At 73.4% G+C, this 15,547-nt stretch carries 17 protein-coding genes; 11 read left to right on the plus strand and 6 right to left on the minus strand.

Annotation, left to right across the window (positions count from 1 at the left end; all coding sequences use genetic code 11):
• A complete protein-coding gene (locus ACFY7E_RS30955) occupies positions 1-1,113 on the plus strand; it encodes a PP2C family protein-serine/threonine phosphatase (protein WP_389490692.1) in 1,113 nt (370 codons plus the stop codon).
• Positions 1,114-1,143: 30 nt separating this feature from the next.
• Here the strand turns inward: ACFY7E_RS30955 and ACFY7E_RS30960 are convergent, their stop codons facing one another.
• Both ACFY7E_RS30960 and ACFY7E_RS30965 read right to left on the minus strand, forming a co-directional pair.
• On the minus strand, positions 1,144-2,508 hold the full coding sequence (locus ACFY7E_RS30960; protein ID WP_389490695.1) for an NtaA/DmoA family FMN-dependent monooxygenase: 1,365 nt from the start codon (positions 2,506-2,508) through the stop codon (positions 1,144-1,146).
• Positions 2,505-3,629: an LLM class flavin-dependent oxidoreductase gene (locus ACFY7E_RS30965; protein ID WP_389490698.1), complete on the minus strand. Its 1,125-nt coding sequence runs from the start codon at positions 3,627-3,629 to the stop codon at positions 2,505-2,507. Before ACFY7E_RS30965 ends, ACFY7E_RS30960 begins: the two co-directional genes overlap by 4 nt.
• Positions 3,630-4,258: 629 nt before the next feature.
• Here ACFY7E_RS30965 and ACFY7E_RS30970 point away from each other — a divergent pair.
• Positions 4,259-5,437, plus strand: coding sequence for an alpha/beta hydrolase family protein (locus tag ACFY7E_RS30970; RefSeq protein WP_389490701.1), 1,179 nt, complete (start codon positions 4,259-4,261; stop codon positions 5,435-5,437).
• 28 nt (positions 5,438-5,465) lie between these two features.
• Here ACFY7E_RS30970 and ACFY7E_RS30975 read toward each other — a convergent pair whose 3' ends face one another.
• A complete protein-coding gene (locus ACFY7E_RS30975) occupies positions 5,466-6,050 on the minus strand; it encodes a nucleosidase (RefSeq protein ID WP_389490704.1) in 585 nt (194 codons plus the stop codon).
• Between the two features lie 257 nt (positions 6,051-6,307).
• Between ACFY7E_RS30975 and ACFY7E_RS30980 the strand changes: the two genes are divergently transcribed.
• Positions 6,308-6,673 (plus strand): luciferase family protein, encoded by a 366-nt coding sequence (locus tag ACFY7E_RS30980; RefSeq protein ID WP_389490707.1) that lies wholly within the window; start codon positions 6,308-6,310, stop codon positions 6,671-6,673.
• Between the two features lie 58 nt (positions 6,674-6,731).
• On the opposite strand, the gene ACFY7E_RS30985 is transcribed toward ACFY7E_RS30980, so the two are convergent.
• Positions 6,732-7,223, minus strand: coding sequence for a PaaI family thioesterase (locus tag ACFY7E_RS30985; RefSeq protein WP_389490711.1), 492 nt, complete (start codon positions 7,221-7,223; stop codon positions 6,732-6,734).
• A 101-nt stretch (positions 7,224-7,324) separates the two neighbouring features.
• On the opposite strand from ACFY7E_RS30985, the gene ACFY7E_RS30990 reads away from it, so the two are divergent.
• Positions 7,325-7,798: a winged helix-turn-helix transcriptional regulator gene (locus ACFY7E_RS30990; RefSeq protein WP_389490714.1), complete on the plus strand. Its 474-nt coding sequence runs from the start codon at positions 7,325-7,327 to the stop codon at positions 7,796-7,798.
• A 320-nt stretch (positions 7,799-8,118) separates the two neighbouring features.
• Complete coding sequence (locus tag ACFY7E_RS30995; RefSeq protein WP_389490717.1) at positions 8,119-8,988, plus strand: YhjD/YihY/BrkB family envelope integrity protein; 870 nt, start codon at positions 8,119-8,121, stop codon at positions 8,986-8,988.
• 64 nt (positions 8,989-9,052) lie between these two features.
• Here the strand turns inward: ACFY7E_RS30995 and ACFY7E_RS31000 are convergent, their stop codons facing one another.
• Positions 9,053-9,862 (minus strand): ABC transporter permease, encoded by an 810-nt coding sequence (locus ACFY7E_RS31000; protein ID WP_389490719.1) that lies wholly within the window; start codon positions 9,860-9,862, stop codon positions 9,053-9,055.
• A 44-nt stretch (positions 9,863-9,906) separates the two neighbouring features.
• Positions 9,907-10,815: an ABC transporter ATP-binding protein gene (locus ACFY7E_RS31005; RefSeq protein WP_389490721.1), complete on the minus strand. Its 909-nt coding sequence runs from the start codon at positions 10,813-10,815 to the stop codon at positions 9,907-9,909.
• A gap of 135 nt (positions 10,816-10,950) precedes the next feature.
• Here ACFY7E_RS31005 and ACFY7E_RS31010 point away from each other — a divergent pair, with 135 nt between their 5' ends.
• From ACFY7E_RS31010 to ACFY7E_RS31035, 6 genes are all read left to right on the plus strand, one after another.
• Positions 10,951-12,336: a sensor histidine kinase gene (locus ACFY7E_RS31010; RefSeq protein ID WP_389490724.1), complete on the plus strand. Its 1,386-nt coding sequence runs from the start codon at positions 10,951-10,953 to the stop codon at positions 12,334-12,336.
• On the plus strand, positions 12,333-13,022 hold the full coding sequence (locus ACFY7E_RS31015) for a response regulator (protein ID WP_389490727.1): 690 nt from the start codon (positions 12,333-12,335) through the stop codon (positions 13,020-13,022). Before ACFY7E_RS31010 ends, ACFY7E_RS31015 begins: the two co-directional genes overlap by 4 nt.
• Before the next feature lie 130 nt (positions 13,023-13,152).
• Positions 13,153-13,656 (plus strand): NUDIX domain-containing protein, encoded by a 504-nt coding sequence (locus ACFY7E_RS31020; protein WP_383440584.1) that lies wholly within the window; start codon positions 13,153-13,155, stop codon positions 13,654-13,656.
• A 208-nt stretch (positions 13,657-13,864) separates the two neighbouring features.
• Positions 13,865-14,506 (plus strand): DUF6629 family protein, encoded by a 642-nt coding sequence (locus tag ACFY7E_RS31025; protein ID WP_389490730.1) that lies wholly within the window; start codon positions 13,865-13,867, stop codon positions 14,504-14,506.
• 30 nt (positions 14,507-14,536) lie between these two features.
• Entirely contained in the window at positions 14,537-14,758 is a 222-nt protein-coding gene (locus ACFY7E_RS31030; protein WP_125667446.1) for a hypothetical protein, read from the plus strand.
• Positions 14,759-14,895: 137 nt separating this feature from the next.
• Positions 14,896-15,393: a peptidylprolyl isomerase gene (locus ACFY7E_RS31035; protein ID WP_389490733.1), complete on the plus strand. Its 498-nt coding sequence runs from the start codon at positions 14,896-14,898 to the stop codon at positions 15,391-15,393.
• The last annotated feature ends 154 nt before the right edge of the window (positions 15,394-15,547 follow it).

The raw sequence follows: 15,547 nt of genomic DNA on the forward strand, positions 1-15,547 counted from the left end.
ATGCCCACAGCCGGTTCCCGAAGCCGTACAGGCACGGCGGCACGCGCCCAGTTCGTCATCGGCCGGACCCTGCCCTTCCTGGTCCTGCTCCTGACGGCCCTCGCCGATCTGCTCACTCCCGACCAGGAGCGCTTCGACCGCCTCCTGGTCGCCGCGCCCCCGCTCGCCGCCGTCACCTGGGGCGTGCGCGGGACGATCGGCATCGGGCTGCTCGCGATGGCGGTCCGCGTGCTGCTCGCCTTCGACCGGGGCGGGGACCCCCTGTCGGAGTCCTTCGCCAGCGAGACCGTCCTCGCCGTCGTGACCGCCGCCTCGGCCTGGGCCAGCAGGGTCCGCACCCGCCGCGAACAGGACCTGCGCGAACTCACCGCCGTCGCCGAGGTCGTCCAGCGGGTCGTGCTGCGCCCCCTGCCCCACCGCCTCGGCCGGTTCGAACTCCACCTGCTGTACGTGGCGGCCGCGGCCAAGGCGCAGGTCGGCGGCGACTTCTACGAGGCCGCCCGGATCCCCGGGGCCGTGCGCGTCATGCTCGGAGACGTCCAGGGCATGGGCCTCGGCGCCGTCGAGACCGCCTCCGTCCTGCTCGGCGCGTTCCGCGCCGCCGTCCACGACGCCCCGGACCTCGCCGCCCTCGCGGACCGGCTCGACGAGGGCCTCGCCCGCCACGACCCCCGCGACCCCGCCTCCGACGCGGCGGAACGCTTCGCCACCGTCGTCCTCGTGGAACTCCCCGACGACCGGGACGTCGCACGGTTCCTCAGCCTCGGCCACCCCACCCCGTTGCTCCAGCACGGGAACGAGGTGAGGGGCGTGCGCTTCGCCGCACCCTCGCTGCCCGTCAACCTCACGGGCCTCGCCGACAGCCGCCACCGGATCGAGGAGGTTCTCTTCGGCCCAGGGGACCGGATGCTCCTCTACACCGACGGCGTCAGCGAGGCCCGCGACCGGAACGGCGTCTTCTACCCGGTGGAGACCCGCATGCGGGAGTGGAGCGGCGAACCCGCCCCGGAGTTCCTGGCCCGTCTCCACCGTGACCTCGCCGCCCACAGCGCCGGAGGCCTCGGCGACGACGTGGCCGCCCTCCTGGTGGTCCGCCCCGCCGACGCCCCTTGAGCGCCGGACAGACTCCCCGGGGGTCCGGCGTCACGCCACCGGGGCGAGTCCCAGGTGCTCCCGGAGCGTCGTCCCCGTGTACGCGGTCCGGTACACGCCCCGTTCCTGGAGCTCCGGAACGAGCAGCTCCACGATGTCGTCGAGGCCGTCCGGCACCAGGTACGGCGAGACGTTGAAACCGTCCAGCGCCCCGTGCCGCACGAACCGCGCGAACTTCTCCGCGAGCCCGGCCGGAGTGCCGACGTGCCCGCGCTGCGGGCCCAGCTCGATCACCGTCTCGCGCAGCGACCAGCCGTTGGCATCGGCCTTCGCCCGCCACTCGGCCACCACCGCCCGGGGATCGTCCACCCAGCGCGTCCCGAACTTCCCCTGGTACTCGGCGACCACCGGCTCCTCGGCGGGCAGCGGCCCGTCGGCGTCCCGCCCGGACAGGTCGAAGCCCCACAGCCGGCTCGCGATCCCCAGCGCCACCGCCGGCGTGACCTGTTCGAGGCGCACCCAGCGGGCCTTCTCCTCCGCCTCCTTCTCGGTCGCCCCGATGACGATCTCCGTGCCCGGCAGGATCCGCAGCGCGTCCTCGGCCCGGCCCGCCGCCCGCAGCCGCCGCCGGATGTCCTCGGCGAAGGCGAAGGCGTCGTCGAAGTCCGTACCGTGGGCCGAGAAGATGACGTCCGCGTTGCGGGCCGCGAAGTCCCGGCCGTCCCCCGAGTCGCCTGCCTGGAAGATCACCGGATGGCCCTGGGCACTGCGCGGCAGGGTCGGCGCCAGGTCGACGTCGAAGTGGGCGCCCTCCGTCCGTACGCGCCCCACCGCCCCCGGCACCGACCAGGAGCGGGCCTCGGCGGAGTCCGCCACCGCGTCCTCCGTCCAGCCGTTCCACACGGCGCGCGCGACGGACAGGAACTCCTCGGCGCGCCGGTAGCGGTCCGCGTGGTCGAGGAACCCGCCGCGGCGGAAGTTCTCACCGGTCCAGGCGTTGTGCGTGGTCACCACGTTCCAGCCGGCCCGGCCGCCGGAGAGCAGATCGAGGCCGGCGAGCCGCCGGGCGAGGTCGCCCGGCTCGTTGAAGGTGGTGTTGGAGGTGGAGACGAGCCCGATCCGCTCGGTCGCGGCGGCGAGCGCCGACAACTGGGTGATCGAGTCGGGCCGGCCCGCCACGTCCAGCTCGTGGACGCCTCCCTCCGACTCGCGCAGCCGCAGTCCGTCGCCGAGGAAGAAGGCGTCGAACAAACCGCGTTCGGCGGCCCTGGCCACCCGCAGGAAGGAGGCCGGGTCGATCTGGGAGCCGCTGGACGGGTCCGACCAGATCGTCCAGTGGTTGACCCCCTGGAAGAACACCCCGAAGTGCAGCTGCGCGTCCGGGCGCGGGACGTCGTTCGGGTCGGTGCGGGTCATCGGGTCTCCTCCGGAACGGGCGTGGCGGTGGCGCCGGCGGTCGAGAAGCGGCTGAGGGGCCGGGGGAGGCCCAGCGAGGTGCGGAGGGTGGCGCCCGGCAGAGGCCGGGCCGCGAGCCGCCGCACGAACAGCTCGGGCAGGACGAACCGGGAGAGCACGTCGAGGTCCTCGTCGAGGACGAGCGGACGCAGCCGCACCCCGTCGACGTACCGGCCGAGTTCCGTGAGCAGTTCCACCAGACCGGCGGCCGGACCGGTGTACCGCAGCCGGCCGGCACGGTTCTCCCACGGCGCGTACCGCTCCAGGTCGGCGATCCGCTCCCGCGCCGTCTCGCGCGGGGTGTCGAGGGCCAGCTCGACCTCGGCGAAGACGAGCGGCGCGCCGGCCGCCGAGGCCGCCGCGCCCGCCTCGGCCGGGGTGGAACCGCCGACGAGGGCCACGTCGGTCAGCTCCGCCGGGACGAGACCGGCGGGGGCCAGGACCACGGGCCGGCCCTGCGGCGGGCGCGGCACGATCGACGGGCCCTTCACGGAGTACGTCTCGCCCGCGAAGTCCACGTAGTGCAGCCGGGACCGGTCCAGGTAGCGGCTGGTGGCCACCGACCGGATCACCGCGTCGTCCTCCCACGAGTCCCACAGGTCCCGTACGACCCGGAGGCCGTCACGGGCCTCACGGGCGATCGCGTCGGCACCCTCGACGGCCGGCCGTCCCCAGGCGCGCGCGGCGGCCGGGTCCTCCTCGGTCCCCACCACCCAGCCGGCCCGGCCGGCCGAGACGTGGTCGAGCGAGGCGATCTGCGAGGAGACGTGGAACGGCTCGGCGTACGTGGTCGCCAGGACGGGGGCGATGCCGAGGACGCTCGTCGACGCGGCCGCGAACGCGGCCCGTTCCACCGCCCCGATCCGGCCCACCGGGCCGGTGCCGTCGGCGGAACCGGGCGGCAGGATCGAGTCCTCCAGGGTGATCAGGGTGAACCCGGCGTTCTCGGCGGCGGCGGCGGTCCGGGCGAGCCGGCGCGGGCTCAGCAGCTCGCCGGGGGTGTGCGCGGCGCGGCGCCATGCGGCGGGATGGGCACCGTCGCCGTCGATCTCGACGGCCAGGTGCAGGGCGGGGCGGGGCATGGGAGTCCTTCCGAACGGCGGGGACGCACGGCGGCACGGCAGCGGCGCGGGGCACGGCTGCGTGGGACCGGGCGACGGAGCGTCACGGGACGCGCGGACCCGGGCGCGACGGGACCACCGCGACGTCCCTCGCCGGGTGGGCGACGGGACGCGCGGGCCCGTGGAGCGGGGTCAGACGCGCGGCGAAGGACAGATGGCGGACGCGGTGCGGCAGAAGTCGACGTGCCGACGGCAGACGAGCCGGGCACCCACCCGGGCCGGGGCGTACGGCGCCGTGGTCGCTGTGAGCACGCGCGCCTCCCCCGGGTCCCGGTCCCGCCCGGACGCGGGCGGGGACTCCTCACCTTAGGCAGGCGCCCTTCCGCGCTGTCAAGGTCGTCTCGCCGCACGGATCCCCCGGTCGGCCGGCGCGCCAGGACGGAGTCGGGGGAGGGGAGTTGAGAGGTCGTCGGAGACCGGGACCCGTGTGCACCGGACACCGGCACCCGTCGGCGGCGGCACGGGAACCGGCGGGCGGCGGCACGGATACTCGTGGGTGACGGGACGGGTCCCGTCTCAGACCCGAGGTTGATCGAAAGTGAGCCCACGGACGGACGTGCGGCGCCGTCCCCGGCGCCTACCGTTCCCGCATGACTCGACTCACCAGGGCCGTCGCGGCCACCGTTCTCACCTGTTCCCTGGCCTTGACGGCCGGAGTCGCCACCGCGGCCGTTCCCGACGTCCCCGCCCCCGGCGCGCGCACGGCGGTCGCGCAGCCGGCACGGCCCGCCGTCCTCCCCGCGCCCACCGGACCGCACACCGTCGGCAGTACGGTCCTACCGCTGGTCGACCGGTCCCGTACCGACCCCTGGGTGCCCACCGCCGACGGGCGGGCGCTCATGGTCACGCTCCACTACCCGGCCGCGCGCTCCGGCGGCGGCCCCGCCCCGTACGCCACCCGGGAGGAGGCACGGCTGCTCGCCGAGCAGCTCGGGCCCGGCGTCTCCGGCGACGTGCTCGCCCGGACGCGCACCCACAGCGGGGCCGACGCCCGGCCGGCACCGGGCCGCCACCCCCTGGTGCTGCTGTCCCCGGGCTTCAGCGTCTCCCGCTGGACACTCACCGCTCTCGCCGAGGACCTCGCCTCGCGCGGCTACGTCGTCGCCTCCGTCGACCACGCCTACGAGTCGTACGGGATCAGCCTCCCCGGGGGCCGCACCCTCACCTGCGTCGCCTGCACGGCCCTCGACGAGGGCGGGGTGCACGGAAGCGTGGTCACCTCGACCCGCGCCGCCGACATGAAATACGTCCTGGACCGGCTCGTCGGCCCCCGGTCCGTCTGGCGGTACGCCGACGTGATCGACGCGCGCCGGATCGGCATGGCGGGCCACTCCATCGGAGGGGCGAGCGCGGCCACCGCGATGGTGGCCGACCGGCGCATCGACGCCGGGATCAACATGGACGGCGCCTTCTGGGAGGACCTTCCTGCGGAGGGACTGCGGGGCCGTCCGTTCATGATGCTCGGCACCCACGACGAGACCCACCTGCCCGGCGGGACCGACGCCAGCTGGGACCGGACGTGGTCCGCGCTCGACGGCTGGAAGCGCTGGATCACACTGACCGGATCGGACCACTTCTCCTTCTCGGACGGCCCCGTGATCTCACGTCACTTCGGCCTGCCCGAGACGGAGCTGCCCGCCGACCGGGCCGTCGCCCTCACCCGGACGTACGTCTCCGCCTTCTTCGACCGGCACCTGCGCGGTCTCGCGCGACCGGTCCTGGACGGCCCGTCCACGGCCGACCCGGAGGCGCACTTCCAGAACCCCTGACCGGACGGTACGAAGGGCGGCGGCGTTTTCAGGAGTGGTACGGAACGTTCGCCGCCGCCCAGTCGGCCAGCACCCGCGCGCACCCGGCGACCGATTCGCGCCAGGTGCGCGCGGCGCCCTCGCCCGCCTCGTCGCTGACGTGCTTCACGAGGCGCAGCGGCACCCCGGCGACCGCGGCGACGTGGGCGAGGGCGTACCCCTCCATGTCGACGAGGGCCGCCTGCTCCGCGAGCCGGGCACGGGCGACCTCGTCCGAGATGAAGGTGTCGCCGGTGGCCAGGACCATGTCACCGCCGTCCGGCAGCGTCAGCGGCGCCCCGTACGACTCGCCCGTCAGCATCGCGAGCAGCCGGCCGTCGAAGTCGTGCTGCACCACGGTGCCGACGACGTGCGTCCCGATCAGGCCCGGCCGCAGCGCTCCGGCGGTTCCCAGGTTCACGATCCCGGACGGCCGGGGCCCCCGGCCGAGCACGGTCGCCAGCGCGGTCGCGGCGTTCACCTTGCCCATGCCGGTGAGCAGCACCGGAAGCCCCGTGTCGAGGAACTGAGCCTCTTCTTTGACGGCGAGTACCAGCAGGGGGCGGTCGCCCGTGATCTCTCCCAAGAGTTCCATGGAGGTCACGCTAGTTCGGCGACCCGCCCGCCGTACAACCGGGAGCGCCCCGAAGCCGCCCGCCCCGTGGGACGGGGCCGAGGGCCGGACCACACCCGATCACACCCTCCCCGCACCGTGACACAGAGTCACTTCCCTCCCACGCGCCGCCGCGCCGCACGATCGCGAGGACCTCCCCGATGGCCTGTTCCGCATGTCGGCCGGATTCTTTCGGCAGGACGCTTGTGCGCGGACCCGGCGCCCGGCACGCTCCTCGTATGAACACGGCCAGGCATGCCAGTGAACGTCTGATGAGCTGGCCCTCGCTGACCCCCGGCCGTACCCACTGCGGCGCCGAGGTCGGACTGGGCACCGCGACGCAGGAGATCGTGCACTTCCACGGTGAGCACGAGGCCGACGTCCATCTCACCCGCGCCATGATCGCCAAACTGCGCCCGGCCCTCCTCGGATCGAGCGCCGTCCGTCTGCGCGCCGGATCCGGGTGGGTGACGGTCCGTCTGGACATGGGGTCCGACATCGACCTCCTCGCCACCCTGGTGAGCGCCGCCCTCCAGGCCAGCGGTGTCCCCGACACCGTCCCGGACGGCTGCACCCGCACTCGCCCGGTCCCCGGCATCCGCTGAGCCCGACTCCGCCGAACCACGCCGGAAGGCGTCGCGCCCGCGCGGCGCGGAGGGCCGTCTACACCGGGATCGGGAACAGCATGCACGTACTGGTCGCGTGACCGAGCAGCCGGTCCTCCGCGTCGTACAGCCCCGCCTCCGCGAGCGCCGTGCGGCGTCCCCGGGTCAGCACCGTGCCGACCGCCCTGACCTTGCCGGTGGCGGTCGTGATCGGACGGAGGAAACGGGTCGACAGGTCGAGTGAGGTGTACGCCGTGCCCCGGGGGAGCGTGGAGTGCACCGCACACCCGGCCGCCGAGTCGAGCAGCGTCGCGTACACACCGCCGTGCACGCTCCCGATCGGGTTGTAGTGCTCCTCGGCCGGCTCGAAGGAGAACACCACCCGCCCTTCCTCCACCTCTTCGAGGTCGAAGCCGAGGAGCGCGGCGATCGGTGGCCCGGGCAGCCGCCCGGCGGCGATCTCCCGTAGGAAGTCCAGCCCCGCCATCGTTCCCGCGGCCCGCGCGGAGGCCGCGGGATCCTCCCACTCGACCGTGCGCGTCCGCCCCATGACCACTCTCCACCCGACTCGACCAGCTGACTCTTTATGTCGAAGCTAGCCGTCCTGAAAGCTGACTGTCAACGACGCAGGCAGGTGGCTAGAGTATGAAGATGAAGTGGCTGGAGACGGACACGCAGAACTGCTCGGTCCGGCGCACCCTGGACCTGGTCGGCGAGAAGTGGACCCTGCTGATCCTGCGGGACGCGTTCAACGGCATACGCCGGTACGACGAGTTCCGCCGGCACCTCGGACTCTCCGAGGCCGTCCTCGCCGACCGCCTCCGCAAGCTCGTCGCGGCGCAGATCCTGCGCGCCGTGCCCTACCGCGAACCCGGCGCCCGAACACGGTACGAATACCGGCTCACCCCCAAGGGCATCGACCTCTGGCCCGTGCTCCTCGCGCTCAAGCAGTGGGGCGACACCCATGCGGACGTCCCCGAGGGCCCCGTCCTCGACATCCGCCACACCGACTGCGGAGCCCCCGTCCGAGTGGTCGTCCAGTGCGAGGGCGAGGAGCGGGCCACCCTCTCCGTCCGCGACGTCGCCGTCCGCCCGGGCCCCGGCGCCCGCCGCCTCCACACCTGACCCCGCTCCAAGAGCCCGTCCTCGCTTCAGTAGCTTCTCCTCGCCCCAGTAACCCGCCCTCGCTTCAGCGAACCTCTCCTTGCTCCAGGAGCCCGTCCTCGTTTCAGCGAGCCTCTCCCCGCTCCAAGAACCCGCCCCGGCTTCAGGAACACGCTCTCCCGGCGACTGAACTCCGCACTCACGCACCCACCCCCGGCGCTCACCTTCCAAGCTTTCGCACTCCCGGGACCCGACTCCCGGCCGGCTCCTCCGAAGACCGGCCCCACCCGTTCGGCGGCACTCCGCGATGCCGCACCGTCGGGCCGGGTACCTCACGAGGCATGCCCTCCACATCCGGTCCGCCGCACGACGGTGCCCCCACCGAACACGGCCACTGGTTCCGGCGGCTCCACGACCGCGTCGCCGCCTCCTCCGTCGGCCTCGCGTGGAATCGCGGCCGGGCCATGGAACTCATGCACCGCGCCATGGGCTTCGCGGCGCTCAGCCTGCTCACCCTCGTCCCCCTCCTCATCGTCGTCGCGGCGGCCGACCTCGCCAGAGGACAGGGCTTCGCCCGTTGGCTCGTCCAGGGCCTCGGCGTCACCGAGGTCTCCCAGGAGGAGGTCGAGCAGCTCTTCGGCCGGCCGGGGCAGGCCCTGCAACGCACCACCGCCTTCGGCCTCGCCGCCCTCGCCGCCTTCGGTGTCACCTTCGGATCCGCCGTACAGACCGGATACGAACGGGTCTGGGACCTCCCCACGGCCCGCTGGCACACCATGTGGCGACACGTCGTCTGGCTCGCCGTCCTCGTCGGGGCCCTCCTCGCCTTCGTCGCCTTCCCCGCCCCCGAGGACGCCCCTGCCCTCACCACCGCCGCCGTCGCCCTTGGAGACACCCTCGGCACCTTCCTCTTCTTCTGGTGGTCCCAGCGCCTCCTGCTCTGCGGGCGCATCCGCTGGCGCGCCCTCCTCCCCGGAGCCGTCCTCACCTCGCTCGGCCTCCTCGGACTGCGGATCTTCTCCCAACTCGTCTTCTCCCCCCTCATCGCCTCGAACGCGGTGACCTACGGCCAATTCGGCACCGTCCTCGTCCTCCAGTCCTGGCTCGTCGGCGTCGGCTTCGTCGTCTACGGGGGCGCCCTCGTCGGCCGCCTCGTCCACGAACACCTCGTCCGTCGCCGCCTGCGCCGTTTCCGGCCGAGCAGCGTCTGACCCCGCACTTTCCGTACCCTGCGTACTCCTCGCGCGGCCCGTGGCCGCCCGGACGGGCACGGGACTACAGGTCCCTCCGCCGCACCGCCACCACCGCGATCGTCGTCGCGCCTAGTGCCCACAGCGCATACACCAGCCAGGCGCCTCCCGGCGTCCACGGATACGGCTCCCCGTGCGTCCCCACGGCCACCAGCCGCTGCCAGGCATGGAGCGGTGTCGCGTGGGCGAACACCGCCGAGAGGTGCCGCTCGTCACTGAGAACCGACGGCACCAGCAGGAGCAGTACCACCGAGCAGACCACCGAGAGCGCGCTCTGTCGCAACACCGTGCCGAGAGCCGCCCCGGCCAGCGCGCAGACCGGCGCGAGCAGAGCGGACGCCACGACGATCCGCAGCGCCCCGGGATGCGTGAGGGGCAGCCCGACGCCCCGCTCCGCGAGCACCGCCTGCGTCGACCAGAACGAAAGTCCCGCGACGACGGCCCCGAACACGGCCTGGACACCGGCTATGACCAGCAGCTTCGCCGCCATCAGCGTGCCGCGTGCCGGCACCGCCGCGAACGTCGTACGGACGAGCCCCGTGCCGTACTCGCCGGCCACCGCCACCACCCCCGTCGCGGCGGCGCAGAGGACCATGACCATGGAGGCGTTGCCCGTGAACGCGTCCCACAGCGCCAGCTCGCTCGCCACGAACTCGGCCCGGCCCGCCGCGTCGTACTGGAACCAGTAGCGGTAGTGGTCCCAGGCGGTCCTGAGGTTGAAGCCGACCACGACCAGTGCGCTCAGCAGCAGCGACCAGACCGTCGACCGCAGTGACCACAGCTTCAGCCACTCCGACCCCACCAGGTCGCAGAAGCGCGCACGGGGTTCCGTCACGGAGGGCGTCCCACCCGCGGCGGCCGGGAGAAGGTGGTGAGTGGTCATCGGGCACCTCCCGCCCTGTACTCGACGCTGCCGGCGGTCAGTTCCATGAAGGCTTCCTCCAGAGAGGGGGTACGGGGGGTCAAGCAGTCGAGCGGTATCAGGTGCTCCAGGGCCATCGCGCCGATTCGGCCGGCCGGAAGCCCCGTCACGGTCAACAGCCCCGACTCCTCGCGGACCTCCGCCCCCGCCGCGAGCAGCAGGGACCTGAGAGCCGCCCGGTCGGGCGTGCCGACGGTCACGCTCTCCCCGGTACCGCGCGCTGCGAAGGCCGTCAGGCTCTCCGCCGCGATCAGCGTGCCCTTCCCGACGACCACCAGTTCGTCGGCGGTGTGCTCCATCTCGCTCATCAGATGGCTGGAGACGAAGACCGTGCGGCCCTCGGCGGCCAGCCGTCGGAACAGCCCCCGCACCCACTTCACCCCCGCCGGGTCGAGACCGTTGAGCGGCTCGTCGAAGAGCAGCACGGGCGGATCGCCCAGGAGCGCGCCCGCGATGCCGAGGCGCTGCCGCATCCCCAGCGAATAGCCGCCCACCCGCCGCTTCGCCGCCTCCGAGAGCCCGACCTCCTCCAGCACCTCGTCGACTCTCGCGAACGGGACGCGGTTGCCGCGCGCGAGCATCCTCAGGTGTGCCCGGCCGGTCCGGCCGCCGTGCACGTCCCCCGCGTCCAGCAGGGCGCCGACGTGCCGCAGGCCGCGCGGCCGGTCCCGGAACGGCCGGCCGTCGACCGTGACGGTCCCGCCCGTCGGCGCGTGCAGGCCCAGGACCATCCGCAGCGTGGTGCTCTTACCCGCTCCGTTCGGCCCGAGGAAGCCGGTGACCCGGCCCGGCCGCACGGTGAACGTCAGCCCGTCGACAGCGGTCGTGGCGCCGTAGCGCTTGGTGAGTTCCATGACTTCGATCATGTGCACCACCGTGCCGTCCCGGCCCTCCGCCGGGCATCGGACCAGCGCCGACAATCGGCGCCCCCGCTTGTCACCCCAGGTCTTACAACCACGGGTTGATGCCCCGTCGGCGCCTTCCGTCCTACGATCACCGGCATGTCAGCCGCACAGGCAGCACCGTTCCTCAGGAAGATCACCCCCGGCGGGTGGGCCGCACTCGCCTGGCTCGCGGGCCTCCTCTTCACCGTCCTGCTCCGGGTCCGTCTCCCCGGTCAGGAGAAGGCGGAGGTCCTCGCCGGTGTGGTGATCCTCCGCTGGGACGGCCTCACCATGCTGGCCCTCGCCACCCTGCTCGCCCTGCGCGGCAGCCTCCTCCTGACCCGCCGCCCGGGCACCGCCCTGGGACATCTGCTCGGCTCGGCCGTCGTCGGCTCCCTGCCTCTCGGCGTCACCGCCATCCCCCTCGCCCAGTACCTCGCGGTGGACGTGGCCCTCTACGCGATCGCCGTGACCCGCCCGCACCACGAGTCCGACCGGGCGGTGTTCCTCGGCCTCGGCACCGTCGCCGGCTACCTCGCCGTCCGCCTCGCGTGCGGCTGGAACGTCGGCACCACCACCGCCCTCGCCGTGGGCCTCACCGCCGCGGTCGCCTGGCTCCTCGGCCGTGCGCAGAGACAGACCCGCGAGCACGCCGAGCAGACCCGGCTCAGGATCGCCGAGCAGGCCGTCACAGCCGAACGGTTGCGGATCGCCCGGGAGATGCACGACACCGTGGCCCACAGCATCGGCATCGTCGCCCTCCAGGCCGGCGCCGCACGCCGGGTCATCGACAACCGCCCCGACCAGGCCCGCGAAGCCCTCGCCGCCATCGAGACCGCCAGCCGTGAAACCCTGGCCGGGCTGCGCCGCATGCTCGGCGCCCTGCGCACCGCCGACGAAGAGGGGAACGGAGCCAAGGAAAACGGCTCCCGTGGCTCCGCGACCGACCACAGAACCGCCCCCACGACCGACCACAGAACCACCCACGCCACCTCAGGGGCGCCCGCTCCCTCCGGAACGTCTCCGCTCCCCAAGGGAGCCGCACTCACCAAGCCGCCCGTGGTCCCCAAGCCGTCCGTGCTTCCCGAGATGCCCGGTCTCGCCGCCCTCGACCGGCTCGCCGAGACGACCGCGGCCGCCGGGGTCCGGGTCGCCGTCCGCTGGACGGGCGCGCCCCGGCCGCTGCCCCCGGACATCGACCTCTCCGCCTTCCGGCTCGTACAGGAGTCCGTCACCAATGTCGTACGGCACTCCGGCGCCGACCGCTGCACGGTCACCGTCGACCACAGCGACCCCGAGGCCCTCGCCCTCACCGTCGAAGACCTCGGCCCCGCTCCCGGCCGGGAGCGCGAGCGGTCCGGCGGGGGTTCCGGGTACGGCCTCCCCGGCATGCGGGAGCGCGTCGGACTGCTGCACGGGGACTTCACCGCCGGGCCCCGCCCGGGCGGCGGGTTCCGCGTCGCCGCCCGCCTTCCCCTCCCCTCAGGAGTCACCTCCGCATGAGCAGCAGCACCGCCACGGTCCCCACACGGCCCGTTCGTATCGTCCTCGCCGACGACCAGCCCCTCGTGCGCACCGCCCTGAGCATGGTCATCGCCGAGACCACCGACCTCGTGGTGACCGGCGAAGCCGCCGACGGAGCCGAGGCCGTCCGGCTCGTGGAAGAGACCGGAGCCGACGTCGTCGTCATGGACCTGCGCATGCCCGGCACCGACGGCATCGAGGCCACCCGGCTCATCACCGAGGGCCCCACCGGCGCCCGGGTCGTCGTCCTCACCACCTTCGACGACGACGACCACGTGTACGGGGCCCTGCACGCGGGCGCGTCCGGCTTCCTCGTCAAGGACATGGCCCTGGACGACATCCTCACCGCCGTCCGTGTCGTCGCTTCCGGCGACGCCCTCATCGCCCCCGGTGTCACCCGGCGCCTCATCAAGGACTTCACCGACCGGCCCCGCCCCGTCCCGGTCGTCCCGCACCCCCGGATCGAGGGGATCACCGACCGCGAGCGCGAGGTCCTCACCCTCGTCGGCCGCGGCCTCTCCAACACCGAGCTCGCCGGCGCACTCCACATCAGCATCGCCACCGCGAAGACCTACGTCACCCGACTGCTCGCCAAACTGGACGCCCGCGACCGCGTGCAACTCGTCATCATCGCGTACGAGTCGGGCCTGGTCTCCGCCTCCTGACCCGGCACGGGAGCCTTTGGAAAGGACGTGGTCACACGATCCGGTGATCCACCGGCGAGCGGCCGGGCCGCGCCTCGCGGACCGCTTGGATGGAGGCGATCCCATCGGCCCGTCGAGAGAGAACCGCCCCATGGCGAACACCTGGCTGCCGTCCGTCGAATATGTAGCGACCCTCCCGAGAGCGACGGCCTACGCCTGCCTCTACTTCACCGACACCGGGGGCCGCCCCTTCCAGATGCGCGCCACCTACCACTCCGGAGCGTGGCAGTGGCCCGGCGGCAACATGGACCCGGGGGAGACCCCCTGGGAGACGGCGGTGCGCGAGTGCCGCGAGGAGACCGGGATCGTCTTCACCGGAGAGCCCCGGCTGCTCGGCACCCATTTCACGACCGACCGGGGCGACGACTGGCCCGCCAACCACATCGGCTTCGTCTTCGACGGCGGTGAGCTGACGGACGAGCAGATCGCCGCCGTCGTCCTCGATCCCGAGGAGCACAGCGAGTACAGCCTGCGCACGCTGGAGGAGTGGGAGCGGGAGATGGACCCGGCCGAGTTCGGCCGCCTCGCGGCGATCGACCGCGCTCGCAGGACCGGAACCCCTGTCTACCTGGAGGCCGGCCCCGGGGAGTACTGACTGCCTCCCTCGGAAGGGGCGGCTCTGACGGCCTCGGAGTATTTGTCCCGCATCGGGACAGTATCCGTACCCGACGGAACCGTCCGTACCCGACGGGACCGTCCGGACGGACGGTCCCGCTTGCGGCACGCCTCAGGACCGGCGGTGACACTGGAGGAGACACCCGCCATGGCCGTACGTTCCACGCGGTATGCGGTAAAAGTGCGCTATGTGCTGGAGTGCGACGGCCGACCTCTGGGCGGGCCTCGGGATCGGCGCCGTGGGCGTGGCCTCTCTCGCCTCCGTACGCCGCCTCGGGGACGCGCCGCTCGCCGCGCTGCCCCTGCTCCTCGGCGCCCACCAGGTCGTCGAGGCCGCCGTCTGGCACTCCGGAGGCGGAGCCGGACCCGCCACCCTCGCCTGGGCCGTCATCGCCCTGCCCCTGCTGCCGCTCTGGCTCCCCGTCGGCGTCCTGGCGGCCGCCCGCCCCGCCGACCGGCCGCGCCTGCTCGTACCGCTCGTCGCCGGTCTCGTGACCGCCGGCGTCCTCGCGTACCGGCTCGCCACCCGGCCCGTCACCGCCGAGGTCCGCGGCCGCACCCTCGGCTACGTCGTCGACCTGCCGTACGCGCCGCTGCTCCTCGCCGCGTACCTCCTCGCCACCGTCGGTGCCCTGCTCCTCGCCCGTGACCGGCTCCTGCGGCTCCTCGGGCTCCTGACCGGGGTCGGAGCCGTCCTCTGCGCCCTCCTGTGGACCACCGAGTTCGTCTCCACCTGGTGCGCCCTCGCCGCCGTCGCCTCCCTGCTGCTGCTCGTCTGGGTGCGCGGCCGGGCGGGGCCCGATCCGCGCCCGATCAGGGGAAGCCCGTAACCCCTCGGGCGTTCAGCAGTTGACCAGGGCATGAAGAAGCGCAGCATGCTCGCCATCGCCTCCCTCGCCGCCGGTGTCGTCACCGCCCTCGTCACGCCTCCGCCGCAGGCGAACGCCGTCGTCGGCGACAACCCCATCGGCAGCCCCCTCGGCCTCCTCCAGCCGGACCACGGCGTCGGGAGCGTCGTCCAGGACACCGTCCAGGGCGCCGGGGGCGGCCTCCAGTCCCCGGAGACCGGCGGACTGCTCTAGCCGACCCCGTTCCGCCCCGTGCCCGACGGCACGGACCGTGCCCCGCGCCCCCACGGGCGGCGGGGCACCGGCGTGCCGTGACACGGCCGGAGGCAGCCCGTGCGCACCCGGTGCGCGAGTAATGACAGGATGTCCCCATGAGCGACAACGTTTACTTCGACATCTCCATCAACGACGAGCCCGCGGGCCGCATCGTCTTCCAGCTGTTCGACGACGTCGTGCCGAAGACCGCGCAGAACTTCCGCGAGCTCGCCACCGGCCAGCACGGCTTCGGTTACGCCGGTTCCCCGTTCCACCGCGTCATCCCGAACTTCATGCTCCAGGGCGGCGACTTCACCCGCGGCAACGGCACCGGCGGCAAGAGCATCTACGGCGAGAAGTTCGAGGACGAGAACTTCCAGCTGAAGCACGACCGTCCGTTCCTGCTCTCGATGGCCAACGCCGGCAAGAACACCAACGGCTCGCAGTTCTTCATCACCACGATCGCCACCGACTGGCTCGACGGCAAGCACGTCGTCTTCGGCGAGGTCGTCGAGGGCCAGGACCTGGTCAAGAAGATCGAGGGCCTCGGCTCCGCCTCCGGCACCACCAAGGCCTCCATCAAGGTCGCCGACTCCGGCGTCGTGAAGGCCTGATCGCCTTCCGGAGCTGAGCGGAGGGCCCCGCGCCCCCGCTCGTGGATCCCGGCCGGGGGGGGGGCGCCCCCCCGGCGCCGGCCCCCCCCCCCCCCCCCCCCCCCCCCCACCCCACCCCCCCCCCCCCCCCCCCCCGGAGCACCGGCGCCGCCCC

The organism is Streptomyces sp. NPDC012825 (assembly GCF_042900925.1).
In the GTDB taxonomy this organism is placed as follows: domain Bacteria; phylum Actinomycetota; class Actinomycetes; order Streptomycetales; family Streptomycetaceae; genus Streptomyces.

What these genes read in the sequence shown, in the direction of transcription:
- ACFY7E_RS30955 (WP_389490692.1), top strand. Translation starts at nt 1, where the DNA reads ATGCCCACAGCCGGTTCCCGAAGCCGTACAGGCACGGCGGCACGCGCC.
- ACFY7E_RS30960 (WP_389490695.1), bottom strand. Translation starts at nt 2,508, where the DNA reads ATGACCCGCACCGACCCGAACGACGTCCCGCGCCCGGACGCGCAGCTG.
- ACFY7E_RS30965 (WP_389490698.1), bottom strand. Translation starts at nt 3,629, where the DNA reads ATGCCCCGCCCCGCCCTGCACCTGGCCGTCGAGATCGACGGCGACGGT.
- ACFY7E_RS30970 (WP_389490701.1), top strand. Translation starts at nt 4,259, where the DNA reads ATGACTCGACTCACCAGGGCCGTCGCGGCCACCGTTCTCACCTGTTCC.
- ACFY7E_RS30975 (WP_389490704.1), bottom strand. Translation starts at nt 6,050, where the DNA reads ATGGAACTCTTGGGAGAGATCACGGGCGACCGCCCCCTGCTGGTACTC.
- ACFY7E_RS30980 (WP_389490707.1), top strand. Translation starts at nt 6,308, where the DNA reads ATGAACACGGCCAGGCATGCCAGTGAACGTCTGATGAGCTGGCCCTCG.
- ACFY7E_RS30985 (WP_389490711.1), bottom strand. Translation starts at nt 7,223, where the DNA reads ATGGGGCGGACGCGCACGGTCGAGTGGGAGGATCCCGCGGCCTCCGCG.
- ACFY7E_RS30990 (WP_389490714.1), top strand. Translation starts at nt 7,325, where the DNA reads ATGAAGTGGCTGGAGACGGACACGCAGAACTGCTCGGTCCGGCGCACC.
- ACFY7E_RS30995 (WP_389490717.1), top strand. Translation starts at nt 8,119, where the DNA reads ATGCCCTCCACATCCGGTCCGCCGCACGACGGTGCCCCCACCGAACAC.
- ACFY7E_RS31005 (WP_389490721.1), bottom strand. Translation starts at nt 10,815, where the DNA reads ATGATCGAAGTCATGGAACTCACCAAGCGCTACGGCGCCACGACCGCT.
- ACFY7E_RS31010 (WP_389490724.1), top strand. Translation starts at nt 10,951, where the DNA reads ATGTCAGCCGCACAGGCAGCACCGTTCCTCAGGAAGATCACCCCCGGC.
- ACFY7E_RS31015 (WP_389490727.1), top strand. Translation starts at nt 12,333, where the DNA reads ATGAGCAGCAGCACCGCCACGGTCCCCACACGGCCCGTTCGTATCGTC.
- ACFY7E_RS31020 (WP_383440584.1), top strand. Translation starts at nt 13,153, where the DNA reads ATGGCGAACACCTGGCTGCCGTCCGTCGAATATGTAGCGACCCTCCCG.
- ACFY7E_RS31025 (WP_389490730.1), top strand. Translation starts at nt 13,865, where the DNA reads ATGTGCTGGAGTGCGACGGCCGACCTCTGGGCGGGCCTCGGGATCGGC.
- ACFY7E_RS31030 (WP_125667446.1), top strand. Translation starts at nt 14,537, where the DNA reads ATGAAGAAGCGCAGCATGCTCGCCATCGCCTCCCTCGCCGCCGGTGTC.
- ACFY7E_RS31035 (WP_389490733.1), top strand. Translation starts at nt 14,896, where the DNA reads ATGAGCGACAACGTTTACTTCGACATCTCCATCAACGACGAGCCCGCG.